Below are 26,829 nucleotides of genomic sequence, written 5' to 3'. Positions count from 1 at the left end.
CCTTTCCATAAGGAGAATTTAGGCCATATATCTCCTTTTGACAAGGAGAAATAGCGTATGAAGCCCCGGCGCAGCGGGCCCGCCGCCCTCAGTCGGCTTCGGGGTCTTGTTCCTTGGCGTTGGGGAGCTGCTGCCAGGTTTCGGGCAGGTTGCCGATGGCGGGGAGGCCGTCGTTGTCGCGCAGCATCTTCGCCGTGTGCATCAGGTTCCATGACATGAAGGTGGTGTTGCGGTTGGTGAAGTCGTTGTCGTAGCCCTCGTGGCCGCCGTCGGGGCGGGGGTCGCCGTAGCTGGGGCCGGGGCCGGCCTCGCCCAGCCAGGCACAGTCGGCCTGCGGCGGGACGGTGTAGCCGATGTGCGACATGGCATACAGCAGGTCCATGGCACAGGCCTTGGCCCCGTCCTCGTTGCCGGTGATGATGCAGCCCGCCGTCTTGCCGTAGTACAGGTACTGGCCCTTGGCGTTGCGGTCGCCGCTGTAGGCGTACATGCGCTCTACCACCAGCGTGGCCACGCTCGACTTGACGCCCAGCCAGATGGGCGTGCCGATCACGAAGATGTCGGCCTCCATGATCTTGGCGTGGATCCCGGGCCAATCGTCGGCCATGCCGTTGATCGTCTGGTCCTTTTCCATGCCGAAGGCGATGGTGTGGGAGAGCGCATGGATGATCTCCACGTCGACGCCTCGGTCACGCATCACCCCGGCTGCCCGGTTGATGAGCCGCCGGGTGTGCGACTGGGCGGGGTCGTGCTTGATCGAGCAGTTGATGAACAGCGCCCGCAGGCCGCTGAAGTCGGGAAGTTCGTCAGTGTTCGTCATGCTCGCTGCTCGTCTTTGTTGTCTGTCGATGCTTGATCGTCAATGTAGGACTGGGGCGCCGCTCGGTGAACGCGCCCCGAGTCGACCGCAGCGACGGGCCTACGGGGAAGCCCGTCAAGCACCCGGCGAGTAGGTTCGCAGCGGTCAGCGGTTCAACCTGGGGGAGGCCGCGATGACACTTCCGGCAGACGAAGACGACCGGTTCTCGCCGGCAGGCGTGACGATGCTGTGGGCGCTCGCAGTTTTCGGGGGCCTGACCCTGATGTTCCTGCTGACGCAGTGGGGCGTTCTCGACAATGTCCCGAACTCCGAGACCAGCCTCGGCATTGCCATCGGAACGCACAACGCCATCGGGATCGTGGCACTCGGCGGGTGGAATGCGATCGGCATTGTGACGATCGGCGGCGCCAACTCCATCGGCGTGATCAGCATCGGCGGGCTCAACAGCATCGGGGTCATCTCGTTCGGCGGCGTGAACTCGATCGGTCTGTCAGCTCTCGGCGGCTTCACTGCTTTCGGGGGGAGGGGAGCCTCGATCTTTGGCTGGATGCCGAGCAAGATCCGCAATGGTTCCTGCTTCCCCTAGCCGAGGGCTCCTCAGCCGAGGGCCGGAGCGCGGAGCGCTGACCGGCCCGGGACGGATATGACCACCGGCCCCGGCGAAGCCGACGTGCGCCAGCGCAACCCGAACATCTGGCCCGATTCGATGATGGAGCAAGTCGTGCTGGCCGACGCCGTCGAGCGCGGCGCCGATACCGACGCGATCCTGACCGAGTTGGGCCGAACGCCCGAGACCATCGCGGAACTACGCGCTGCCGGAATCGTGCTTGAGAGGCCACGTCAATAGGCGAACCTTCTCGCTGTCGCACACGGGCCGCTCGGGCCACGGCTTCGCCCATCGGCTCAGCCTCTTGGGAGCCGCGCCGATGAGTGCGCCGCCACAGGCGATCCCAGAAAACCATTGGATGCGGCGGCCCGGGCGAGATTGACTTTCCCGGTGTGGGAGATCGTGACGACGGCCGAGTACCGCGCTTGGGCAAGATCTCTGCCCGACAGGGATCGTGCGCGGCTGCAGCGGGCCGAACATCGCATCATCGACTCCGGCCCACGCTTGGGCAGACCAATCGCCGACAGTGTTCGGGGCTCCAAGCACAGCAACATGAAAGAGCTTCGTCCGGCGCGGACACTCCGCGCGTTCTACGCCCTCGACCCTCGGCAGCGCATCGTGTTGCTCTGCGGCGGTGACAAGACCACTGGCCAGCAGGGAGCGAGGTGGTACCGCAAGGCGATTCGCCGAGCGGATCTCCTCTACAGCCGCCACTTGGCAAACATTGAAGCGGAGGCATAGAAGCCGTGCCCAACAGGGTTGCTAGCGTCGGAGCGATGAGCTGGTTCCGACGTCGCCGCGATCTCGAATTGCAGCCGCTCGCCGAACTGCACGACGAGTTCGCGAACCGCCCTGATGCGGAACGGCTTCTGGCAGAAGCCGAGGACGAACTGACGCGCCGCGAGCGGACCGACGCCCCCTATGCCAAGCAACACCCAGCGGGAACTGAGAACCTGAGCCAGCAGGCACAGACCCCATAGCTGCGGAGGCGGCAGCAGACTCTGCGACACCCTACGACGCCGAGCAGGAAGTGCAGTAGGAATAGTGGGATGAGCACGACCGATGTGCCCGGTTCGGCTGGCCCGAACGGTTCGGGCCGGGACCTGCGCATCGACGAGCGTACGGGAGCGGTGCTGGCTTCCCATGCCGCATGGAACGAGGAACACCGACATCTCGCGGAAGGGGCATTGACGGCCCTGCGCGACGCCGGTGCCCTGCGCCTGCTGGTGCCCGAGCGCGCCGGAGGCGACGAGCGGGAATTCGCCGACATGGTTGCCAACGTCCGAGAGGCCGCCCTGTACGACGGTGCCGCGGCGTGGGTGCTGATGGTTCTGGTCGGGCACAGCTGGATGCTCGGGTCGATGACCGAGGACCTTCAGGACGAGGTGTACGGGGCCGATCCCGATGCGATCGTGCCCGGCTCGCTGGCACCGGTCGGTTCCGCCACCGAGTGCGACGGCGGCTGGCTCGTCGACGGCCGCTGGCCGTTCACCAGCGGTGCGGTCTGGGGTGACTGGTTCCTGCTCGGCTCTCAGGTGCTGGCGCCTGGCGAGCGGCCGCGCCTTCTCCACGTGGTGATCCCGCGGTCCGACATCGAGATCGACGACAACTGGTATGCCATCGGGCTGCGCGGCACCGGCTCGTGTGACGTGGTCGCAGACGAGGCGTTCGTGCCGACGCACCGTGTGATCGACTCCGGCGACCTGCTCGGCGGCCGCTCGCCGTGGTCGAGCCGCCACCGCACCAGCGTGTACCGCACCCCGACCCTGCCTGGGTTGGCCGTGCATGTGGCAGCGACGACGCTCGGACTCGCCCGTGCAGGGCTCGACGATGCCGCCGAGCGCTTCGGCATCCAGGACGACCGTTACATGGGTTCGTCGAAATCCAAGCGCCCAGGGCTGCACATGCGCCTGGCCGAGGCCAACACCGAGGTGCGGTCGGCCGAGTTGCTCATCGAAGACACGCTCGGATTGCTGCGCCAGGCAGCCGAAGGAGCCGATTCCAAAGAACTTCGGGCCCAAGCGAAATACCAGGGCAGCTACGCCATCGACTTGTGTCGCCGGGCGCTCGACCGCGTCACCACTGCGGCGGGAGGACGGGCCGTGTTCGACGGCAGCCGCCTGCAGCAGACGTTCCGCGACGTGACGATGGCCTCCCAGCACCAAGTCGCCGATCTCGACACGGTCGGCGAGGCCTACGGCCGCACCCGCCTCGGCATGGACCCCGGCCCCCACCCGCTGTAGGAGACATGCGGCGGATGGGCTAAGGAGCCGCGCGGGCAGGTGCTCGCCGGCGCCGCGAAGCCGTGAACGGGCAACGCTTTGCCCCGCGGTTCCCCGCCTACCGGCTCGCCTCCTAAGCGACCCTGCGGAGAAACCGGCCAGACGCTGCCGCAGTCGCGGGCAACGCCAGCCGACGAGTCGGATCGGGTTCGCTTGCCCGTCGAGATTGCGTTGCCTGCAGCCCTCGCGGCGGCTCATGCCCTCATGGCCAGCGGGTTGACGACTCACGCTCGTCGTACTGATGGGGATCCGATAGTTGACCCAGTCGTTCTGGGTGCTGGGCTGTACATGGACTCATAGTCATTTGCGTCAACATTCATAATCTGTCTATTGTTGGCCATGCGATCAATTCATACAGTCGTGAGCACAGTCGCCGCGTCCGGCTGATGGTTGCCGTCGCGAGTTCGGCATTTGTCGGATGCATCTGTTCTGCACATCTTCGAACCTGTCGCTCGAGCGCGTGAATGAATGGTTCGGCGTCTGATGCTGCCCAATCGGGGGGGGGGGGGGGGGTAAGAGCCGCGGGACACAGCCGCCACGGTTCGGGCTGCGCTGCGCAGCGGCCCTCATTGCACTGTGCCTGGTCGCCGGGTCGCTGGCAACGACACTTCCGCCGGCAAGCGCCCAAACCTCGGAGACGCCCGAATATTCGGTAACGGCGCGCAACGAGTCGGTCAATGAGGGCGAGACCGCCTACTTCGACTTCACGCGAACTGGGAGCACCTCCGGCGTCGTCTGGATACTGGTCGAGATCGAGGCAGTCGGCGCGTCTTTGACGAACCATACGGGGCCGACGAAGTCTGTTCGCTTCGCAGCAGGACGGGCAGGTGCCAGCATTGGCTTGGCGACTGCCGACAACCTCGACATCGGTCCAAACGGTTCGGTCACTGTCACCATCAACTCCGTCTTCGGTTCGTCGACCTACATCGGCGCCAGCGCCGTCGTCACCGTGCTGGACGACGAGATGCCTGAGGTGACCATTGAGGCGCAGCAGAGCCAGATCACCGAAGGCGGCGACGCCAATTTCCTTGTTCGGCGCCGCGGTAGCGATGCATCGCCGCTCACTGTCGCCGTGAGCGTCACCGGCGGGGACAGCTTCCTCGCCGAGCGCCCGACCGAGGTCACGATTCCCGCCGGGGCCGCCAGCCAACAGCTCACGCTGTCCACCACGTCGGACGTGAACGTCAATGAAGACGAGACCGTCACGGTGACGTTGACCGCTGCTGCGGACGCTGTGTACAGCCTCGGCAGTCCGGCAAGCGCCTCGACCGCCATTCAGGAGTCGAGCACTACCCACTCAACAGTGACCATCGTGGAGACGGAGAGCCGAGGCTGGGTGTATGAAGGCACCGATGTCGAGTTCACGCTGACCAGAGGCTTTACGAATATCGGCAGCAGATTGAGCGTTGCAGTGCAGGTGGTCACGTTCTCATTCGAGAGCAGCTTCGCCTTCGGCGCGCTTTCGGTCAAACGTGAGATCCAGAACCTCGAAGCGAGCTTCGCCGCGAATTCCTTCACCACCACCTTGACGGTCCCCTCGGTGGACAACAAGCTCAACGAGGGCAACAGGCAAGTACGGGCGACGATCTTGCCGGGACTCTATGCCGTGCCTGTCGACAGCAGGCAGGCCTCCGTCTGGGTCCGCGACGACGATCTCCCGACGCTCACCCTCACGCCGGTGACCGAGGATCACGTTGAGAGCGACGATTCGTTCCCGCAGTACACCCTGCAGCGAAGCTGGAGTTCCGACGACGCGGAGGAGTACGCCGAGGCCGATGTCGCACAGTACGACTTGATCGCCCGCGTGGGCCGCTACGCCATTCGCTGGTTCCCGGATTGTCCCTATGTCGTCGGCCCCGTCCTCTATGAGGGCTCGCGTCTCAACGGCAGTAGCTGTGAGTTCGGCATGGAGGACATCGAGGACGGGACTGAGGCGAGCCTGCTCCCGGTTGACATGCCGCCCCAAGGAGATGTGTTCCCCTACTCGTCATCGACCCACTTCCTGCCTGTGCAGATGCCCAGCGGCGATTCCAGTCACACCTATGACATGCCGCCTCGACATGTCCTTGCCTTGGGAGGCTTCGCCTACGTCGCCCTGCAGCCGTTCAAGTGCGATGTGGTGCCAGGTAACTGCGGCTACTGGCCCCAGTACGAGATCGGGACGCCCGACGACGCCAAGGTGAACCTCCACAACAACGCCCAGGGTGTTCGCATCGAGTCGGACCACCAGTGGGTCCTCGAGGGCGAGGACATCACCTTCACGATGAGCCGCTACGGCGGTGTGCCGGTCAATTCCCGCCAGGCGCTCTCGGTGGGCGTCGCTGTTTCCCAGGATGGCGAGTTCATCAGCGGCAGCACGCCCCAGACGGTCTCCTTCGCCGCTGCGAAAGAGGGCGAGGATCGCGACCTCTCACAGACGGTGACGATCTCGACCACCGACGACAGCATCGATGAGGCCGATGGAACTGTCACGCTGACGATTCTCGATCCGCCGGCTGCGCTCATAGGGGAGAATGTCGCCAACTACGAGCCCGTCGGCGCAAACGGTGCGGCTGTGGGCTGGTACCGCACGATCACGGTCACTGTTGCGGACAATGACGATCCGGCGGTGGAGGTGGACTTCGAGCATGCCGCCTATGAGGTGGACGAGGGCGACTCGGTCGATGTGACGGTGACGTTGAACAAGGATCCCAAGCGAACGGTCGTGGTGCCGCTCACGGCGACTGGCCAGGGGGGTGCGTCGGACACTGAGTATTCGGGTGTGCCCGAGTCGGTGGAGTTCTTGTCGGGGGAGACCATCAAGTCGTTCACGTTCACCTCGATCGACGATGACGATTTCGAGGACGGGGAGAGCGTGCTGCTGGGCTTGGGGGCGTCGCTGCCGGCGGGGGTGAGTGCGGGCACCGTCGCGCAGTCGACGGTGTCGATCACCGACGACGACGCCCCCCCGGCGGTGACGGTGGCATTCGCGCAGGACTCCTACAGCGTGAATGAGGGCGACTCGGTGATGGTGACGCTGACCTTGTCGGAGGACCCGAAGCGCTCGGTGTACGTAGAGCTCCAACCGACGCTCAAGGGAGGCGCGTCGGGCTTGGACGGCAATGGGGTGCCAGCGGGCGTGTTGTTTGTCTCGGGGGAGACCTCGAAGACGTTCACGTTCACAGCGCACGCCGACTCGGTGAGTGACGACGGCGAGAGCGTGCTGGTGAACATTCTCGAGGGCACTTTGCCGGACCGCGTCACCGAGGGCACGATTGCTCGAACGGAAATCACGATCGTTGACGTGCCGGCGGTGACGGTGAAGTTCGGGGCGGCGTCCGTCGCTGTGGACGAGGGCGACTCGGTAACGGTGGAGGTGACGTTGAGCGCCGACCCGAAGCGCACGGTGTGGGTGCCGATCACGACGGCGTATCAGGGCGGCGCATCCAGAGACGACCACGAGGGTGTGCCGGGGAGTCTGCAGTTCTCGTCGGGGCAGACCAGCAAGTCGTTCACGTTCACCGCGACCGACGATGACGTGGACGACGACGGCGAGTCGGTGAAGCTGGGCTTCGGTTCGCTGTCGACCGGTGTGACCAAGGGCACCCCCGCGGAGTCGACGATCTCGATCACCGACGACGACGACCCGGCGGTGACGGTCAGCTTCGGCGCGGCGTCCTACAGCGCGGACGAGGGCGGCACGGCGACGGTGGAGGTGCGGCTGAATGTTGAACCCGAACGGGAGGTGGTGATCCCGCTCACGGCGGCGGGCCAGGGGGGCGCGTCGAGTCCTGAGGACTATTCGGCTGTGCCCGCCAGCGTGACGTTCGCTTCGGGGGAGAAGTCGAAGTCGTTCACGTTCACGGCTGCGGCCGACGACGTGGATGATGACGACGAGTCGGTGCTGCTGGGGTTCGGGGCGTCTCTGCCGGCGGGCGTGACCAAGGGCACCCCTGATGAGTCGACGGTGTCGATCGGCGACGACGACTACCCGGCGGTGACGGTGAATTTCGCTGCGAGCGCATATGAGGTGAACGAGGGCGACTCGGTGACGGTGGTGATGACGTTGACCGCATCCCCTGAGCGCACGGTATGGGTGCCGGTCACGATTGCGTATCAGGACGGCGCATCTAGTGCCGATCACACGTCGGTTATTCCCGTGGCTATGCCGTTCGCGTCGGGGACGACCTCCCGGTCGTTCACGTTCACGGCGACCGCGGACTCGGTGGACGATGACGACGAGAGCGTGAAGCTGACGTTCGGGGCGACGCTGCCTGCGGGGGTGACCAAGGGCTCGGTGGACGCGGCGACGGTGTCGATCGTCGATGACGACGACCCGGCGGTGTCGGTGTCGTTCGGTGCGGTTTCTTACAGCGTGGCCGAGAGCGATGACGTGTCGACTGCGGCGGTCAGCGAGCACGAGGCGGTGGTGACGGTGACCTTGTCGGCGGCGCCTGAGCGCACCGTGGTGGTGCCGATCACGGCGACGGGCCAGGGGGGCGCGTCGGCTGGGGACTATTCGGGTGTGCCCGCCAGCGTGACGTTCGCGGCTGAGGACACGTCGGCGTCGTTCACGTTCGCGGCGACCGCGGACTCGGTGGACGATGACGACGAGAGCGTGAAGCTGACGTTCGGGGCGACGCTGCCTGCGGGGGTGACCAAGGGCTCGGTGGACGCGGCGACGGTGTCGATCGTCGATGACGACGACCCGGCGGTGTCGGTGAGCTTCGGTGCGGTTTCTTACAGCGTGGCCGAGAGCGACGACGTGTCCACGGCGGCGGTCAGCGAGCACGAGGCGGAGGTGACGGTGACGCTGTCGGCGGCGCCTGAGCGCACGGTGACGGTGCCGATCACGGCGACGGGCCAGGGGGGCGCGTCGGGCGATGACTATTCGGGTGTGCCCGCCAGCGTGACGTTCGCGGCTGAGGACACGTCGGTGTCGTTCACGTTCGCGGCGACCGCGGACTCGGTGGACGATGACGACGAGAGCGTGAAGCTGACGTTCGGGGCGACGCTGCCTGCGGGGGTGACCAAGGGCTCGGTGGACGCGGCGACGGTGTCGATCGTCGATGACGACGTGCCGGCGGTGTCGGTGTCGTTCGGTGCGGTTTCTTACAGCGTGGCCGAGAGCGACGACGTGTCCACGGCGGCGGTCAGCGAGCACGAGGCGGAGGTGACGGTGACGCTGTCGGCGGCGCCTGAGCGCACGGTGACGGTGCCGATCACGGCGACGGGCCAGGGGGGCGCGTCGGGCGATGACTATTCGGGTGTGCCCGCCAGCGTGACGTTCGCGGCTCAGGACACGTCGGTGTCGTTCACGTTCGCGGCGACCGCGGACACCGTGGACGATGACGACGAGTCGGTGCTGCTGGGGCTGGGGGCTTTGCCTGACGGGGTGGCCGAGGGCACGGTGGACGAGTCGGTGATCTCGATCGTCGATGACGACGACCCGGCGGTGTCGGTGAGCTTCGGTGCGGTTTCTTACAGCGTGGCCGAGAGCGACGACGTGTCCACGGCGGCGGTCAGCGAGCACGAGGCGGAGGTGACGGTGACGCTGTCGGCGGCGCCTGAGCGCACGGTGACGGTGCCGATCACGGCGACGGGCCAGGGGGGCGCGTCGGGCGATGACTATTCGGGTGTGCCCGCCAGCGTGACGTTCGCGGCTCAGGACACGTCGGTGTCGTTCACGTTCGCCGCGACCGCCGACGACCTCGACGATGACGACGAGTCGGTGCTGCTGGGGCTGGGGGCCCTGCCTGACGGGGTGGCGGCGGGCAGCCCCGACGAGTCTGTGGTGTCGATCGTCGATGACGACGTGCCGGCGGTGTCGGTGTCGTTCGGTGCGGTTTCTTACAGCGTGGCCGAGAGCGACGACGTGTCGACTGCGGCGGTCAGCGAGCACGAGGCGGTGGTGACGGTGACCTTGTCGGCGGCGCCTGAGCGCACGGTGGTGGTGCCGATCACTGTGTCGGGCCAGGGGGGCGCGTCGGGCGATGATTATTCGGGTGTGCCGGCGTCGGTGTCGTTCGGGGCTGAGGACACGTCGGTGTCGTTCACGTTCGCGGCGACCGCGGACACCGTGGACGATGACGACGAGTCGGTGCTGCTGGGGCTGGGGGCTTTGCCTGAGGGGGTGGCGGCGGGCAGCCCGGACGAGTCTGTGGTGTCGATCGTCGATGACGACGTGCCGGCGGTGTCGGTGAGCTTCGGTGCGGTTTCTTACAGCGTGGCCGAGAGCGATGACGTGTCGACTGCGGCGGTCAGCGAGCACGAGGCGGTGGTGACGGTGACCTTGTCGGCGGCGCCTGAGCGCACGGTGGTGGTGCCGATCACTGTGTCGAACCAGGGCGGCGCGTCAGGGGATGACTATTCGGGTGTGCCCGCCAGCGTGACGTTCGCGGCTCAGGACACGTCGGTGTCGTTCACGTTCGCGGCGACCGCCGACGACCTCGACGATGACGACGAGTCGGTGCTGCTCGGGCTGGGGGCCCTGCCGGCGGGGGTGTCGGCGGGCAGCCCGGACGCGGCGACGGTGTCGATCGTCGATGACGACGACCCGGCGGTGACCGTGAGCTTCGGGGCGGTTTCTTACAGCGTGGCCGAGAGCGACGACGTGTCGACTGCGGCGGTCAGCGAGCACGAGGCGGTGGTGACGGTGACCTTGTCGGCGGCGCCTGAGCGCACGGTGGTGGTGCCGATCACTGTGTCGGGCCAGGGGGGCGCGTCGGGCGATGATTATTCGGGTGTGCCGGCGTCGGTGTCGTTCGGGGCTGAGGACACGTCGGTGTCGTTCACGTTCGCGGCGACCGCGGACACCGTGGACGACGACGACGAGTCGGTGCTGCTGGGGCTGGGGGCTTTGCCTGAGGGGGTGGCCGCGGGCAGCCCGGACGAGTCTGTGGTGTCGATCGTCGATGACGACGTGCCGGCGGTGTCGGTGTCGTTCGGGGCGGTTTCTTACAGCGTGGCCGAGAGCGATGACGTGTCCACGGCGGCGGTCAGCGAGCACGAGGCGGTGGTGACGGTGACCTTGTCGGCGGCGCCTGAGCGCACGGTGACGGTGCCGATCACTGCGACCGGTCAGGGAGGCGCGTCGGGCGATGACTATTCGGGGGTGCCTGCCAGCGTGACGTTCGCGGCTGAGGACACGTCGGTGTCGTTCACGTTCGCGGCGACCGCGGACACCGTGGACGATGACGACGAGTCGGTGCTGCTGGGCTTCGGGGCTTTGCCGGCGGTGGTGACCAAGGGCTCGGTGGACGCGGCGACGATCTCGATCGTCGATGACGACGACCCGGCGGTGTCGGTGAGCTTCGGTGCGGGCTCTTACAGCGTGGCCGAGAGCGACGACGTGTCGACTGCGGCGGTCAGCGAGCACGAGGCGGTGGTGACGGTGACCTTGTCGGCGGCGCCTGAGCGCACTGTGGTGGTGCCGATCACTGTGTCGAACCAGGGCGGAGCGTCGGGCGATGACTATTCGGGTGTGCCCGCCAGCGTGACGTTCGCGGCTCAGGACACGTCGGCGTCGTTCACGTTCGCCGCGACGGCGGACAGTGTGGACGATGACGACGAGAGCGTGGAGCTGGGGTTCGGGGCGTCGCTGCCTGAGGGCGTGACCGCGGGCTCGGTGGGCACTGCGACGGTGTCGATCGTCGATGACGACGTGCCGGCGGTGTCGGTGTCGTTCGGTGCGGTTTCTTACAGCGTGGCCGAGAGCGACGACGTGTCCACGGCGGCGGTCAGCGAGCACGAGGCGGTGGTGACGGTGACCTTGTCGGCGGCGCCTGAGCGCACTGTGGTGGTGCCGATCACTGCGACGGGTCAGGGGGGTGCGTCGGGCGATGACTATTCGGGGGTGCCGGCGTCGGTGTCGTTCGGGGCTGAGGACACGTCGGTGTCGTTCACGTTCGCGGCGACCGCAGATGACCTCGACGACGACGACGAGTCGGTGCTGCTGGGGCTGGGGGCTTTGCCGGCGGGCGTGTCGGCGGGCAGCCCGGACGCGGCGACGGTGTCGATCGTGGACGACGACGACCCGGCGCTGTCGGTGAGCTTCGGGGCGTCGAGCTACAGCGTGGCCGAGAGCGACGACGTGTCGACTGCGGCGGTCAGCGAGCACGAGGCGACGGTGACGGTGACGCTGTCGGCGGCGCCTGAGCGCACCGTGGTGGTGCCGATCACTGCGACGGGCCAGGGCGGCGCGACGGGCGATGACTATTCGGGGGTGCCCGCCAGCGTGACGTTCGCGGCTGAGGACACGTCGGCGTCGTTCACGTTCGCCGCGACGGCGGACAGTGTGGACGATGACGACGAGTCGGTGCTGCTGACGTTCGGGGCGACGCTGCCTGCGGGGGTGACCAAGGGCTCGGTGGACGCGGCGACGGTGTCGATTGTCGATGACGACGACCCGGCGGTGTCGGTGAGCTTCGGTGCGGGCTCTTACAGCGTGGCCGAGAGCGACGACGTGTCGACTGCGGCGGTCAGCGAGCACGAGGCGACGGTGACGGTGACGCTGTCGGCGGTGCCTGAGCGGACCGTGGTGGTGCCGATCACGGCGACGGGCCAGGGGGGCGCGACGGGCGATGACTATTCGGGGGTGCCCGCCAGCGTGACGTTCGCGGCTGAGGACACGTCGGCGTCGTTCACGTTCGCGGCTGCCGCGGACTCGGTGGACGATGACGACGAGAGCGTGAAGCTGACGTTCGGGGCGACGCTGCCTGCGGGGGTGACCAAGGGCTCGGTGGACGCGGCGACGGTGTCGATCGTCGATGACGACGACCCGGCGGTGTCGGTGTCGTTCGGTGCGGGCTCTTACAGCGTGGCCGAGAGCGACGACGTGTCCACGGCGGCGGTCAGCGAGCACGAGGCGGTGGTGACGGTGACCTTGTCGGCGGCGCCTGAGCGCACCGTGGTGGTGCCGATCACGGCGACCGGCCAGGGCGGCGCGACGGCTGGGGATTATTCGGGGGTGCCGGCGTCGGTGTCGTTCGGGGCTGAGGACACGTCGGTGTCGTTCACGTTCGCGGCGACCGCGGACACCGTGGACGATGACGACGAGAGCGTGAAGCTGGGGTTCGGGGCGTTGCCTGACGGGGTGGCCGAGGGCACGGTGGACGAGTCTGTGGTGTCGATTGTCGATGACGACGTGCCGGCGGTGTCGGTGAGCTTCGGTGCGGTTTCTTACAGCGTGGCCGAGAGCGACGACGTGTCCACGGCGGCGGTCAGCGAGCACGAGGCGGTGGTGACGGTGACGCTGTCGGCGGCGCCTGAGCGCACTGTGGTGGTGCCGATCACTGCGACGGGCCAGGGGGGTGCGTCGGGCGATGACTATTCGGGGGTGCCCGCCAGCGTGACGTTCGGGGCTGAGGACACGTCGGTGTCGTTCACGTTCGCGGCTGCCGCGGACTCGGTGGACGATGACGACGAGAGCGTGAAGCTGGGGCTGGGGGCCCTGCCGGCGGGGGTGGCGGCGGGCAGCCCCGACGCGTCTGTGGTGTCGATCGTCGATGACGACGTGCCGGCGGTGTCGGTGTCGTTCGGTGCGGTTTCTTACAGCGTGGCCGAGAGCGACGACGTGTCCACGGCGGCGGTCAGCGAGCACGAGGCGGTGGTGACGGTGACCTTGTCGGCGGCGCCTGAGCGCACTGTGGTGGTGCCGATCACGGCGACGGGCCAGGGCGGCGCGACGGGCGATGACTATTCGGGTGTGCCCGCCAGCGTGACGTTCGCGGCTGAGGACACGTCGGTGTCGTTCACGTTCACGGCGACCGCGGATGACCTCGACGATGACGACGAGAGCGTGAAGCTGACGTTCGGGGCTTTGCCTGACGGGGTGGCCGAGGTCAGCCCGGACACCTCGACGGTGTCGATTGTCGATGACGACGTGCCGGCGGTGTCGGTGAGCTTCGGTGCGGTTTCTTACAGCGTGGCCGAGAGCGACGACGTGTCCACGGCGGCGGTCAGCGAGCACGAGGCGGAGGTGACGGTGACGCTGTCGGCGGCGCCTGAGCGCGCCGTGGTGGTGCCGATCACGGCGACGGGCCAGGGCGGCGCGACGGGCGATGACTATTCGGGGGTGCCCGCCAGCGTGACGTTCGCGGCTGAGGACACGTCGGTGTCGTTCACGTTCGCCGCGACCGCGGACGGCCTCGACGATGACGACGAGAGCGTGGAGCTGACGTTCGGGGCGACGCTGCCTGAGGGGGTGACCAGGGGCACGCCCGACACTTCGACGGTGTCGATCGTCGATGACGACGTGCCGGCGGTGTCGGTGTCGTTCGGTGCGGGCTCTTACAGCGTGGCCGAGAGCGACGACGTGTCCACGGCGGCGGTCAGCGAGCACGAGGCGACGGTGACGGTGACCTTGTCGGCGGCGCCTGAGCGCACTGTGGTGGTGCCGATCACGGCGACGGGCCAGGGCGGCGCGACGGGCGATGACTATTCGGGTGTGCCCGCCAGCGTGACGTTCGCGGCTGAGGACACGTCGGTGTCGTTCACGTTCACGGCGACCGCGGATGACCTCGACGATGACGACGAGAGCGTGAAGCTGACGTTCGGGGCTTTGCCTGACGGGGTGGCCGAGGTCAGCCCGGACACCTCGACGGTGTCGATCGTCGATGACGACGTGCCGGCGCTGTCGGTGAGCTTCGGTGCGGTTTCTTACAGCGTGGCCGAGAGCGACGACGTGTCCACGGCGGCGGTCAGCGAGCACGAGGCGGAGGTGACGGTGACCTTGTCGGCGGCGCCTGAGCGCGCCGTGGTGGTGCCGATCACTGCGACCGGCCAGGGCGGCGCGTCGGCTGGGGACTATTCGGGTGTGCCCGCGAGCGTGACGTTCGGGGCGGGCGAGACGGTCAAGTCGTTCACGTTCGCCGCGACCGCCGACACCGTGGACGATGACGACGAGAGCGTGAAGCTGACGTTCGGGGCGACGCTGCCTGAGGGCATGACCAAGGGCACGCCCGACACCTCGACGATCTCGATCGTCGATGACGACGTGCCGGCGGTGTCGGTGAGCTTCGGTGCGGGCTCTTACAGCGTGGCCGAGAGCGATGACGTGTCCACGGCGGCGGTCAGCGAGCACGAGGCGGCGGTGACGGTGACCTTGTCGGCGGCGCCTGAGCGCGCCGTGGTGGTGCCGATCACTGCGACCGGCCAGGGCGGCGCGTCGGCTGGGGACTATTCGGGTGTGCCCGCGAGCGTGTCGTTCGGGGCGGGCGAGACGGTCAAGTCGTTCACGTTCACGGCGACCGCGGACACCGTGGACGACGACGACGAGTCGGTGCTGCTGGGGCTGGGGGCTTTGCCGGCGGGGGTGTCCGCGGGCAGCCTCGACGCGTCTGTGGTGTCGATCGTCGATGACGACGACCCGGCGGTGTCGGTGAGCTTCGGTGCGGGCTCTTACAGCGTGGCCGAGAGCGATGACGTGTCTACGGCGGCGGTCAGCGAGCACGAGGCGGAGGTGACGGTGACCTTGTCGGCGGCGCCTGAGCGCGCCGTGGTGGTGCCGATCACTGCGACCGGCCGGGGCGGCGCGACGGGCGATGACTATTCGGGGGTGCCCGCGAGCGTGTCGTTCGGGGCGGGCGAGACGGTCAAGTCGTTCACGTTCGCCGCGACCGCCGACACCATGGACGATGACGACGAGAGCGTGGAGCTGGGGTTCGGGGCGACGCTGCCTGCGGGGGTGACCGCGGGCTCGGTGGACGAGTCTGTGGTGTCGATCGTCGATGACGACGTGCCGGCGGTGACGGTGTCGTTCGGTGCGGCTTCTTACAGCGTGGCCGAGAGCGATGACGTGTCCACGGCGGCGGTCAGCGAGCACGAGGCGACGGTGACGGTGACGCTGTCGGCGGCGCCTGAGCGCACCGTGGTGGTGCCGATCACGGCGACGGGCCAGGGCGGAGCGTCGGGCGACGACTATTCGGGTGTGCCCGCCAGCGTGTCGTTCGGGGCGGGCGAGACGGTCAAGTCGTTCACGTTCGCGGCGACCGCCGACGGCCTCGACGATGACGACGAGTCGGTGCTGCTGGGGCTGGGGGCTTTGCCGGCGGGGGTGGCGGCGGGCAGCCCGGACGCGGCGGCGGTGTCGATTGTCGATGACGACGACCCGGCGGTGACCGTGAGCTTCGGGGCGGCTTCCTACAGCGCGGACGAGGGCGACACGGCGGTGGTGACGGTGCGGCTGTCGGCGGCGCCTGAGCGGGCGGTGGTGGTGCCGATCACTGTGACGGGCCAGGGGGGCGTGTCGGCTGGGGACTATTCGGGTGTGCCTGCGTCGGTGTCGTTCGGGGCGGCCGAGACGGTCAAGTCGTTCACGTTCACCGCGACCGCCGATGACGTGGACGATGACGACGAGAGCGTGAAGCTGACGTTCGGGGCGACGCTGCCGGCGGGGGTGACCAGGGGCACGGTCGACACCTCGACGATCTCGATCGTCGATGACGACGACCCGGCGGTGTCGGTGTCGTTCGGTGCGGTTTCTTACAGCGTGGCCGAGAGCGACGACGTGTCCACGGCGGCGGTCAGCGAGCACGAGGCGGAGGTGACGGTGACCTTGTCGGCGGCGCCTGAGCGCACCGTGGTGGTGCCGATCACGGCGACCGGTCAGGGCGGCGCGTCGGGGGATGATTATTCGGGTGTGCCCGCCAGCGTGACGTTCGCGGCTCAGGACACGTCGGTGTCGTTCACGTTCGCGGCGACCGCCGATGACCTCGACGATGACGACGAGTCGGTGCTGCTGGGGCTGGGGGCTTTGCCGGCGGGGGTGGCGGCGGGCAGCCCGGACGCGGCGACGGTGTCGATCGTCGATGACGACGACCCGGCGGTGACGGTCAGGTTCGGGGCTGCCGGCTACAGCGCGGACGAGGGCGACACGGCGGTGGTGACGGTGCGGCTGTCGGCGGCTCCTGAGCGGGCGGTGGTGGTGCCGATCACTGCGACCGGCCAGGGCGGCGTGTCGGCTGGGGATTATTCGGGTGTGCCCGCGAGCGTGTCGTTCGGGGCGGCCGAGACGTCGAAGTCGTTCACGTTCACCGCGACCGCCGATGACGTGGACGACGACGGCGAGTCGGTGAAGCTGGGCTTCGGGTCGCTGCCGGCGGGTGTGACCGAGGGCAGCCCCGACGAGTCTGTGGTGTCGATCAGCGATGACGACGTGCCGACGGTGTCGGTGAGCTTCGGGGCGTCGAGCTACAGCGTGGCCGAGAGCGACGACGTGTCCACTGCGGCGGTCAGCGAGCACGAGGCCGAGGTGACGGTGACCTTGTCGGCGGCGCCTGAGCGGGCGGTGACGGTGCCGATCACTGTGTCGGGCCAGGGCGGCGCGTCGGGGGATGACTATTCGGGTGTGCCCGCGTCGGTGTCGTTCGGGGCTGAGGACACGTCGGTGTCGTTCACGTTCGCGGCGACCGCGGACACCGTGGACGACGACGACGAGTCGGTGCTGCTGGGGCTGGGGGCTTTGCCTGAGGGCGTGTCGGCGGGCTCGGTGGACGCCTCGACGATCTCGATCGTCGATGACGACGTGCCGGCGCTGTCGGTGAGCTTCGGGGCCGGCTCTTACAGCGTGGCCGAGAGCGACGACGTGTCCACGGCGGCGGTCAGCGAGCACGAGGCGGAGGTGACGGTGACCTTGTCGGCGGCGCCTGAGCGCACCGTGGTGGTGCCGATCACGGCGACCGGCCAGGGGGGCGCGTCGGGCGATGACTATTCGGGGGTGCCCGCCAGCGTGACGTTCGCGGCTGAGGACACGTCGGTGTCGTTCACGTTCACGGCTGCCGCGGACAGTGTGGACGATGACGACGAGAGCGTGCTGCTGGGGCTGGGGGCCCTGCCTGAGGGCGTGTCGGCGGGCTCGGTGGACGCCTCGACGATCTCGATCGTCGATGACGACGTGCCGGCGGTGTCGGTGAGCTTCGGGGCCGGCTCTTACAGCGTGGCCGAGAGCGACGACGTGTCCACGGCGGCGGTCAGCGAGCACGAGGCGGAGGTGACGGTGACCTTGTCGGCGGCGCCTGAGCGCACCGTGGTGGTGCCGATCACGGCGACGGGCCAGGGGGGCGCGTCGGGCGATGACTATTCGGGTGTGCCGGCCAGCGTGACGTTCGCGGCTGAGGACACGTCGGTGTCGTTCACGTTCGCGGCTGCCGCGGACTCGGTGGACGATGACGACGAGTCGGTGAAGCTGACGTTCGGGGCGACGCTGCCGGCGGGGGTGACCAGGGGCACGCCCGACACGGCGACGATCTCGATCGTCGATGACGACGACCCGGCGGTGTCGGTGTCGTTCGGTGCGGTTTCTTACAGCGTGGCCGAGAGCGACGACGTGTCGACTGCGGCGGTCAGCGAGCACGAGGCGGTGGTGACGGTGACCTTGTCGGCGGCGCCTGAGCGCACCGTGGTGGTGCCGATCACTGTGTCGAACCAGGGGGGCGCGTCGGCTGGGGACTATTCGGGTGTGCCTGCGTCGGTGTCGTTCGGGGCGGGCGAGACGGTCAAGTCGTTCACGTTCACGGCTGCCGCGGACACCGTGGACGATGACGACGAGTCGGTGCTGCTGGGGTTCGGGGCTTTGCCTGACGGGGTGGCCGAGGGCACGGTGGACGAGTCGGTGATCTCGATCGTCGATGACGACGACCCGGCGGTGACGGTCAGCTTCGGTGCCGGCTCTTACAGCGTGGCCGAGAGCGACGACGTGTCCACGGCGGCGGTCAGCGAGCACGAGGCGACGGTGACGGTGACGCTGTCGGCGGCGCCTGAGCGCACCGTGGTGGTGCCGATCACGGCGACGGGCCAGGGCGGAGCGTCGGGCGATGACTATTCGGGTGTGCCCGCCAGCGTGTCGTTCGGGGCGGGCGAGACGGTCAAGTCGTTCACGTTCACCGCGACCGCCGATGACCTCGACGATGACGACGAGTCGGTGCTGCTGGGGCTGGGGGCTTTGCCGGCGGGGGTGTCGGCGGGCAGCCCGGACGCGGCGGCGGTGTCGATCGTCGATGACGACGACCCGGCGGTGACCGTGAGCTTCGGGGCGGCTTCCTACAGCGCGGACGAGGGAGACACGGCGGTGGTGACGGTGCGGCTGTCGGCGGCGCCTGAGCGGGTCGTGGTGGTGCCGATCACTGCGACGGGCCAGGGCGGCGCGACGGCTGGGGACTATTCGGGTGTGCCCGCCAGCGTGACGTTCGCGGCTGAGGACACGTCGGTGTCGTTCACGTTCACCGCGACGGCGGACAGCGTGGACGATGACGACGAGTCGGTGCTGCTGGGCTTCGGGGCTTTGCCGGCGGGCGTGTCGGCGGGCACGGTGGACGAGTCGACGGTGTCGATCAGCGATGACGACGTGCCGACGGTGTCGGTGAGCTTCGGGGCTGGGTCCTACAGCGCGGCTGAGGGCGATTCGGTGACCGTCGTCGTGGAGCTGCACAAGGATCCTGAGCGGACTGTGGTGGTGCCGATCACGACGACCGACCAGGGCGGCGCGTCGGGCGATGACTATTCGGGTGTGCCTGCGTCGGTGTCGTTCGGGGCGGCCGAGACGGTCAAGTCGTTCACGTTCACCGCGACCGCCGACAGCGTGGACGATGACGACGAGAGCGTGAAGCTGGGCTTCGGGGCGACGCTGCCTGCGGGGGTGACCAGGGGCACGGTCGACACCTCGACGATCTCGATTGTCGATGACGACGACCCGGCGGTGTCGGTGTCGTTCGGTGCGGTTTCTTACAGCGTGGCCGAGAGCGATGACGTGTCCACGGCGGCGGTCAGCGAGCACGAGGCGGAGGTGACGGTGACCTTGTCGGCGGCGCCTGAGCGCACCGTGGTGGTGCCGATCACGGCGACCGGTCAGGGCGGCGCGTCGGGGGATGATTATTCGGGGGTGCCTGCCAGCGTGTCGTTCGCGGCTGAGGACACGTCGGTGTCGTTCACGTTCGCGGCGACCGCTGATGACGTGGACGATGACGACGAGAGCGTGCTGCTGGGCTTCGGGGCTTTGCCTGACGGGGTGGCCGAGGGCTCGGTGGACACGGCGACGGTGTCGATCGTCGATGACGACGTGCCGGCGGTGTCGGTGTCGTTCGGTGCGGTTTCTTACAGCGTGGCCGAGAGCGACGACGTGTCGACTGCGGCGGTCAGCGAGCACGAGGCGGTGGTGACGGTGACGCTGTCGGCGGCGCCTGAGCGCACGGTGGTGGTGCCGATCACTGTGTCGGGCCAGGGGGGCGCGTCGGGCGATGATTATTCGGGTGTGCCGGCGTCGGTGTCGTTCGGGGCTGAGGACACGTCGGTGTCGTTCACGTTCGCGGCTGCCGCGGACAGCGTGGACGACGACGACGAGTCGGTGCTGCTGGGGTTCGGGGCTTTGCCTGAGGGGGTGGCGGCGGGCAGCCCGGACGAGTCTGTGGTGTCGATCGTCGATGACGACGTGCCGGCGGTGTCGGTGAGCTTCGGGGCCGGCTCTTACAGCGTGGCCGAGAGCGACGACGTGTCCACTGCGGCGGTCAGCGAGCACGAGGCGACGGTGACGGTGACGCTGTCGGCGGCGCCTGAGCGCACCGTGGTGGTGCCGATCACTGTGTCGGGCCAGGGCGGCGCGTCTGGCGATGATTATTCGGGTGTGCCCGCGAGCGTGACGTTCGCGGCTGAGGACACGTCGGTGTCGTTCACGTTCACCGCGACGGCCGACGGCCTCGACGATGACGACGAGAGCGTGGAGCTGACGTTCGGGGCGACGCTGCCTGCGGGCGTGACCAAGGGCTCGGTGGACGCGGCGACGGTGTCGATCGTCGATGACGACGACCCGGCGGTGACCGTGAGCTTCGGGGCGGCTTCCTACAGCGCGGACGAGGGCGACACGGCGGTGGTGACGGTGCGGCTGTCGGTGGCTCCTGAGCGGGCGGTGGTGGTGCCGATCACTGTGACGGGCCAGGGGGGCGTGTCGGCTGGGGATGACTATTCGGGTGTGCCTGCCAGCGTGTCGTTCGGGGCTGAGGACACGTCGGTGTCGTTCACGTTCGCCGCGACGGCGGACAGCGTGGACGATGACGACGAGTCGGTGCTGCTGGGCTTCGGGTCTTTGCCGGCGGGCGTGTCGGCGGGCACGGTGGACGAGTCGACGGTGTCGATCACTGACGACGACGACCCGGCGGTGACGGTCAGGTTCGGGGCTGCCGGCTACAGCGCGGACGAGGGCGGCACGGCGGTGGTGACGGTGCGGCTGTCGGTGGCTCCTGAGCGGACGGTGGTGGTGCCGATCACTGCGACCGGCCAGGGGGGCGCGTCGGGCGATGACTATTCGGGTGTGCCCGCGTCGGTGTCGTTCGGGGCTGAGGACACGTCGGTGTCGTTCACGTTCGCGGCTGCCGCGGACACCGTGGACGACGACGACGAGTCGGTGAAGCTGACGTTCGGGGCGACGCTGCCGGCGGGGGTGACCAGGGGCACGGTCGACACGGCGACGATCTCGATCGTCGATGACGACGTGCCGGCGGTGTCGGTGTCGTTCGGTGCGGCTTCTTACAGCGTGGCCGAGAGCGACGACGTGTCCACGGCGGCGGTCAGCGAGCACGAGGCGGAGGTGACGGTGACGCTGTCGGCGGCGCCTGAGCGGGCGGTGACGGTGCCGATCACTGCGACGGGCCAGGGCGGCGCGTCGGGCGATGATTATTCGGGTGTGCCCGCCAGCGTGACGTTCGCGGCTGAGGACACGTCGGTGTCGTTCACGTTCACGGCGACCGCTGATGACGTGGACGATGACGACGAGAGCGTGCTGCTGGGCTTCGGGGCTTTGCCGGCGGGGGTGACCAGGGGCACGGTCGACACGGCGACGATCTCGATCGTCGATGACGACGTGCCGGCGGTGTCGGTGTCGTTCGGGGCGGGTTCTTACAGCGTGGCCGAGAGCGACGACGTGTCCACGGCGGCGGTCAGCGAGCACGAGGCGACGGTGACGGTGACGCTGTCGGCGGCGCCTGAGCGCACCGTGACGGTGCCGATCACGGCGACGGGCCAGGGCGGCGCGTCGGGCGATGACTATTCGGGGGTGCCCGCCAGCGTGACGTTCGGGGCGGGCGAGACGGTCAAGTCGTTCACGTTCGCGGCGACCGCCGACGGCCTCGACGATGACGACGAGTCGGTGCTGCTGGGGTTCGGGGCTTTGCCGGCGGGGGTGGCCGAGGGCAGCCCGGACGCGGCGACGGTCACGATCAACGATGACGACGACCCGGCGGTGACGGTCAGGTTCGGGGCTGCCGGCTACAGCGCGGACGAGGGCGACACGGCGGTGGTGACGGTGCGGCTGTCGGCGGTGCCTGAGCGGGCGGTGGTGGTGCCGATCACTGTGACCGGCCAGGGCGGCGTGTCGGCTGGGGATTATTCGGGTGTGCCCGCGAGCGTGTCGTTCGGGGCGGCCGAGACGTCGGTGTCGTTCACGTTCACCGCGACCGCCGACAGCGTGGACGACGACGGCGAGTCGGTGAAGCTGGGCTTCGGGTCGCTGCCGGCGGGTGTGACCGAGGGCAGCCCCGACGAGTCTGTGGTGTCGATCAGCGATGACGACGTGCCGACGGTGTCGGTGAGCTTCGGGGCTGGGTCCTACAGCGCGGCTGAGGGCGATTCGGTGACCGTCGTCGTGGAGCTGCACAAGGATCCTGAGCGGACGGTGGTGGTGCCGATCACTGTGACCGGCCAGGGCGGCGCGTCGGGCGACGACTATTCGGGTGTGCCTGCGTCGGTGTCGTTCGGGGCGGGCGAGACGGTCAAGTCGTTCACGTTCACCGCGACCGCCGACGACGTGGACGACGACGGCGAGAGCGTGAAGCTGGGCTTCGGGTCGCCGCTGCCGGCGGGCGTGTCCACGGGCACGGTGGACGAGTCGGTGATCTCGATAGTGGACGACGACGACCCTGCACTGACGGCCAGCTTCGGCGCTGCCGGCTACAGCGCGGACGAGGGCGGCACGGCGGTGGTGACGGTGTCGTTGTCGGTGGCTCCTGAGCGGACGGTGGTGATCCCGCTCACGGCGACGGACCAGGGGGGCGCGTCGGCTGATGATTATTCGGGTGTGCCCGCGAGCGTGACGTTCGCGGCGGCCGAGACGAGCAAGTCGTTCACGTTCGCTGCGACCGCGGACTCGGTGGACGACGACGGCGAGTCGGTGAAGCTGGGCTTCGGGGCGCCGCTGCCGGCGGGCGTGTCCACGGGCACGGTGGACGAGTCGGTGATCTCGATAGTGGACGACGACGACCCTGCACTGACGGCCAGCTTCGGCGCTGCCAGTTACAGCGTGGACGAGGGCGACACGGTCGAGGTGAAGGTGCGGCTGTCGGTGGCTCCTGGGCGGACGGTGGTGCTCTTGCTCCTGAAGGCGCTGGGAGGTGGCGCGTCGGCTGATGATTATTCGGGTGTTCCCGACATCGTGTCGTTCGCGCCGGGTGAGACGGTCAAGTCGTTCACGTTCGCGGCGACGGCGGACAGCTTGGACGATGACGACGAGAGCGTGCTGCTGGGGTTCGGGGCTTTGCCGACGGGTGTGTCCACGGGCACGGTGGACGAGTCGGTGATCTCAATAGTGGACGACGACGAAGCATCCCGGCCGACCACGAGCTTCAGCAGCGACCCGCCAAACCGGAATCAGCCCGATGACAGCAAGCAGCCCAAGGATCCCGTTCTGGACCTGCCGGAGTGGTTTGGCCGCGAGAGCGACAAGGGGACCGTGATGGTGGTCAACGGCTGGCGTTCACCTGATATCGCTGTCGCGTCAGTATTGGGCGGCATTGCCAGCGGCGCGGTCATGCTGTACACGGACGGAACGGAAATGTCCGATGTCACGCAGCCGGTGCTCAGCGAATACGAGCTCGACGGTGCCTGTGTCGTCGGGGGCCTGGCTGTCATTTCCGACACGGTTCACAGCACTCTCAGGCACAAATTGGGTCCGGACCGCGTCGCATGGGCCTACGGCCTCACCCGTCTTGAAACCGCCGCCGCAGTGGCACGACAGCAGCTCGGCGAACCCGACCACGCCAACCCTCCAACAATCATCGTGGCCGACGGCTGGCGTCCTCCCGACACCGCGCTGGCGGCTGTGATGGCGGCTCAGGCGGATAACACCGCGGTGCTGTACAGCAAAGACTCCAAGTTCTCCCCCGCAGCCATCGCAGTGCTGCGCGACTATCAGCCTGAGCAGGTGATCCTCATCGGGGGCACCTCAGCGATCAGCAACGAACTACACGCCGATGTGACCGCGGCGGCGGCGAGGGCCCGCATCGAGCGCATCAGCGGAGCCACGCGCATCGAGACAGCGTCATTGGTCGCACGGCAGAGGCTCGGCAGTCCCGATAGTGCCAACCCCCCCACGATCATCGTTGCCAATGCATGGAGTCCGTCCGACGTGGGCTTAGCAGTTGTGCTGGCCGCTTCCATGCCGCACGCCGTCGTTCTCTACGTGGACGCCGACACGATGTCTCCGGCCACCGCATCAGTAGTGGCTGAGTACGGCCCCGAGCGCGTCACGATCTTGGGTGGTGAGGCCGCTGTGGGACCTGCAGTAGAAGCGGCTATCAGAGGTGCTCTGCCGGCGGGCGCCATCGTGTCACGCATATCGGGCTCAACCCGCGCCGAGACAGCGGCTGCCGTCGCTCACGACATATTCGAACGCTTCGGCAACCGCATGTGAGATGGACCACTCCGGCGAAGGCGGCTCAGACCGGCGAATGATGCCCATGCTGAGTTCACCGGCGATCCCATCTCGTCGGCACAGCTGCCAGCGCCGGTCCCGGCCGAAAGACCTGACGCTGCGCGGACATGAACTACTGAGATACTGGCCGAAGGCCGGTTCGTGTCAGCGGTGCCCGTCCGACAGCGCCGCCGCTCCGGCAAGGAGATGATGATCGTGAAGGCTCGCTGGGCCAAGGTTGCCGCGGCCCTCGCGGCGCTGGCGCTCGTCGCCACTGCCTGTGGTGGTGGCGGAGGCGAAGTCGCAACGCAGGCGACGACTCAAGAGATCTCTGCGCCGGCAACGACCGCTGCGCCCACGACCGCACCGCCGACGACTGCAGCCGCTCTTCCTACTGATCCGCTGGAGCTGCTCACGCATGCGTTCGAGTCGAGCGCAGGGCGCTCGGTTCGCGGCGAGATGCAATCTGACTTCGGAGGAATGGCAGCGATTGCGCTGTCGTTCGAGGTCGACCCCGACGCCAACATGGCGATGACGATGAGCGTCGACGACCCGGCAGCGGGCGGTCTCGCCTTCGAGATCCTGATGATCGACGGCACCAACTACATCCGTTTCGTCATTCCCGAACAGATGCAGGGTCTGACCCTTGGGGCACCGCCTGAGGGTTGGTTCACGCTCGACGCCACCGCAGCAGCGGGCATGGGCATCCTGTGCCCCTCGCCGCTGCCCGGTGTGGCCCCCCGCGCCGGCGCCTGCCCTGCGCCGAACGAGAACTCCCATCTGATCGAATTCGTGACCGATGTCGAGACCATTGGTTCTGAGGACATCGACGGCGAGCCGATGACCGTCCTCCGCTACACCCTCGATGCTGTGGCCTTGGCCGAATCGCAGGGGACCGGGCCCGACATCAGCGACGGGTCAGCTCCGTTCGCTGCGGAAATGTTCGGCGACGGCCTGGCCACCGACATCTGGATCGACGGCGATGGCCTCACGCGGCGAGTCAGTCTGGATCTGGGGTCGATGTTCGGGGACCTCGCGGCAGGATTCGGCGCCGACGCCGAGGACATCCCCGAATTCGCCATCGTGATCGACTTCTTCGACTACGACGCCGACATCACGATCACCGCACCGCCCGCCGATGAGATCGTGGGAGATTTCGGCGACATGATGGGCCTCGGCTTTGACGAGGGTTCCGGCACCGCGCCTGGCTACGGCGGTTCATAGGGCTGCTGCTGCGACCGACTCGAGCCGGTCACGCTCGTCGCCTGGGCATGGATCGTGGCGCCCACCCTCTGCAATCCGGGTGACTCCCGCAACAAGAACTGAGATCCCTGGCTCTTCGCGGACATGAACTGCTGAGATACTGGCCGAAGACCGGTTCGTGTCAGCGGTGCCCAACACATGGTGCCGCCGTTCCGGCAAGGAGATGATGATCGTGAAGGCTCGCTGGGCGAGACTTGGCGCCGGACTCGCGGCGCTGGTGCTCGTCGCCGCCGCCTGCGGTGGTGGCGCTGACGACGATGGTGGAGGCGAAGTCGTAACTCATGCGGCGACTCAGGAGACCTCTGCGCCGGCAACGACCGCTGCGCCCACAACCACACCGGCGACGACAGCCGCCGCGCTTCCCACTGACGCGAAGGAGCTTGTGACCGTCGCCTTGCAAAACAGTGCGACTCGTTCGGTCAAGGGCGACATGCGCATGGACATGGGCGATCTGGCGACCGTTGCCGTGCATTTCGAGAGCGACGGCAACCAGAACTTCTCGATGCTGATGAGCTTCGAGGAGATGATGGGTGCTGGCGAGGCGGGCTTCGGATTCGAGATCCGGTTCGTTGACGGCGTTCAGTACCTGCAGTTCGCGGTGCCCGAAGAGATGAGCGACCTGGTCGGCGATGCGATGCCCCAGGGCTGGTTCACCCTCGACGCAGAGACAGCTGCCGCAATGGGAATCGTGTGCCCGTCCGCGCTGCCCGGCGCGACGCCGGACGATGGCCTGTGCCGACTGCCCAACGACAGTACGGACATGATCGAGAACGTGACCAGCGCCGAGATCGTCGGTCCCGAGGAGCTCGATGGCGTGCCGACGACACGGGTGCGCTTCATATTGGACTACGCCGCCGCATTGGATGCCTACCTTGCTGAGCCCGAGGGCAGCGACAGCGCGCTTCCCTTCGTCGGTGACATGTTTCCCGACGAAGTTGCTTACGACATCTGGATCGATGCCGAGGGCCTGACGCGACGCATGAGCGTCGACTTGGGCTCCCTCATGGAGAACCTCATTGGCGGCCTCGATGATGCCGAGACGGAGGGCCACGAGGACGAGATCGCAAGTCTGTTCAACATCACCAACGTCGTCGACTTCTACGACTACGACGCGGACATCACTATCGAGGCGCCGCCCGCCGATGAGATCGTGGGCGATTTCGGCGACATGATGGGGGAGGGGTTCGGAGCCGCCGGATAGGAGTTC

General features: G+C 68.0%; 9 protein-coding genes. 8 read left to right on the top strand and 1 reads right to left on the bottom strand.

Annotated elements, in window-relative coordinates; genetic code table 11:
- Nucleotides 1-88: 88 nt before the first annotated feature.
- Entirely contained in the window at nucleotides 89-820 is a 732-nt protein-coding gene (locus tag ACOCMM_RS18210; protein WP_419554550.1) for a flavodoxin family protein, read from the bottom strand.
- A 172-nt stretch (nucleotides 821-992) separates the two neighbouring features.
- On the opposite strand from ACOCMM_RS18210, the gene ACOCMM_RS18205 reads away from it, so the two are divergent.
- The 8 genes from ACOCMM_RS18205 (at nucleotide 993) to ACOCMM_RS18170 (ending at nucleotide 26,823) form a co-directional block, all read left to right on the top strand.
- Nucleotides 993-1,406 (top strand): hypothetical protein, encoded by a 414-nt coding sequence (locus ACOCMM_RS18205; RefSeq protein ID WP_419554549.1) that lies wholly within the window; start codon nucleotides 993-995, stop codon nucleotides 1,404-1,406.
- Nucleotides 1,407-1,463: 57 nt separating this feature from the next.
- Nucleotides 1,464-1,667, top strand: a complete 204-nt coding sequence (locus tag ACOCMM_RS18200) for a hypothetical protein (protein WP_419554548.1) — start codon at nucleotides 1,464-1,466, stop codon at nucleotides 1,665-1,667.
- Nucleotides 1,668-1,817: 150 nt separating this feature from the next.
- A complete protein-coding gene (locus ACOCMM_RS18195; RefSeq protein WP_419554547.1) occupies nucleotides 1,818-2,168 on the top strand; it encodes a type II toxin-antitoxin system RelE/ParE family toxin in 351 nt (116 codons plus the stop codon).
- A gap of 35 nt (nucleotides 2,169-2,203) precedes the next feature.
- Entirely contained in the window at nucleotides 2,204-2,407 is a 204-nt protein-coding gene (locus ACOCMM_RS18190) for a hypothetical protein (RefSeq protein ID WP_419554546.1), read from the top strand.
- A 69-nt stretch (nucleotides 2,408-2,476) separates the two neighbouring features.
- Nucleotides 2,477-3,670: an acyl-CoA dehydrogenase family protein gene (locus tag ACOCMM_RS18185; RefSeq protein WP_419554545.1), complete on the top strand. Its 1,194-nt coding sequence runs from the start codon at nucleotides 2,477-2,479 to the stop codon at nucleotides 3,668-3,670.
- Between the two features lie 880 nt (nucleotides 3,671-4,550).
- On the top strand, nucleotides 4,551-24,359 hold the full coding sequence (locus ACOCMM_RS18180; RefSeq protein ID WP_419554544.1) for a Calx-beta domain-containing protein: 19,809 nt from the start codon (nucleotides 4,551-4,553) through the stop codon (nucleotides 24,357-24,359).
- A gap of 162 nt (nucleotides 24,360-24,521) precedes the next feature.
- Nucleotides 24,522-25,583, top strand: coding sequence for a hypothetical protein (locus ACOCMM_RS18175; RefSeq protein WP_419554543.1), 1,062 nt, complete (start codon nucleotides 24,522-24,524; stop codon nucleotides 25,581-25,583).
- Nucleotides 25,584-25,740: 157 nt separating this feature from the next.
- Nucleotides 25,741-26,823 carry a hypothetical protein gene (locus ACOCMM_RS18170; protein ID WP_419554542.1) on the top strand — a complete coding sequence of 361 codons (1,083 nt, stop codon included), beginning with the start codon at nucleotides 25,741-25,743 and terminating at the stop codon, nucleotides 26,821-26,823.
- The last annotated feature ends 6 nt before the right edge of the window (nucleotides 26,824-26,829 follow it).

Origin of the sequence: Candidatus Poriferisodalis sp., assembly GCF_965198245.1 — a bacterium.
In the GTDB taxonomy this organism is placed as follows: domain Bacteria; phylum Actinomycetota; class Acidimicrobiia; order Acidimicrobiales; family Poriferisodalaceae; genus Poriferisodalis.
This window is presented reverse-complemented; position numbering and strand designations above follow the sequence as displayed.

What these genes read in the sequence shown, in the direction of transcription:
- ACOCMM_RS18200 (WP_419554548.1), top strand. Translation starts at nt 1,464, where the DNA reads ATGACCACCGGCCCCGGCGAAGCCGACGTGCGCCAGCGCAACCCGAAC.
- ACOCMM_RS18190 (WP_419554546.1), top strand. Translation starts at nt 2,204, where the DNA reads ATGAGCTGGTTCCGACGTCGCCGCGATCTCGAATTGCAGCCGCTCGCC.
- ACOCMM_RS18205 (WP_419554549.1), top strand. Translation starts at nt 993, where the DNA reads ATGACACTTCCGGCAGACGAAGACGACCGGTTCTCGCCGGCAGGCGTG.
- ACOCMM_RS18185 (WP_419554545.1), top strand. Translation starts at nt 2,477, where the DNA reads ATGAGCACGACCGATGTGCCCGGTTCGGCTGGCCCGAACGGTTCGGGC.
- ACOCMM_RS18210 (WP_419554550.1), bottom strand. Translation starts at nt 820, where the DNA reads ATGACGAACACTGACGAACTTCCCGACTTCAGCGGCCTGCGGGCGCTG.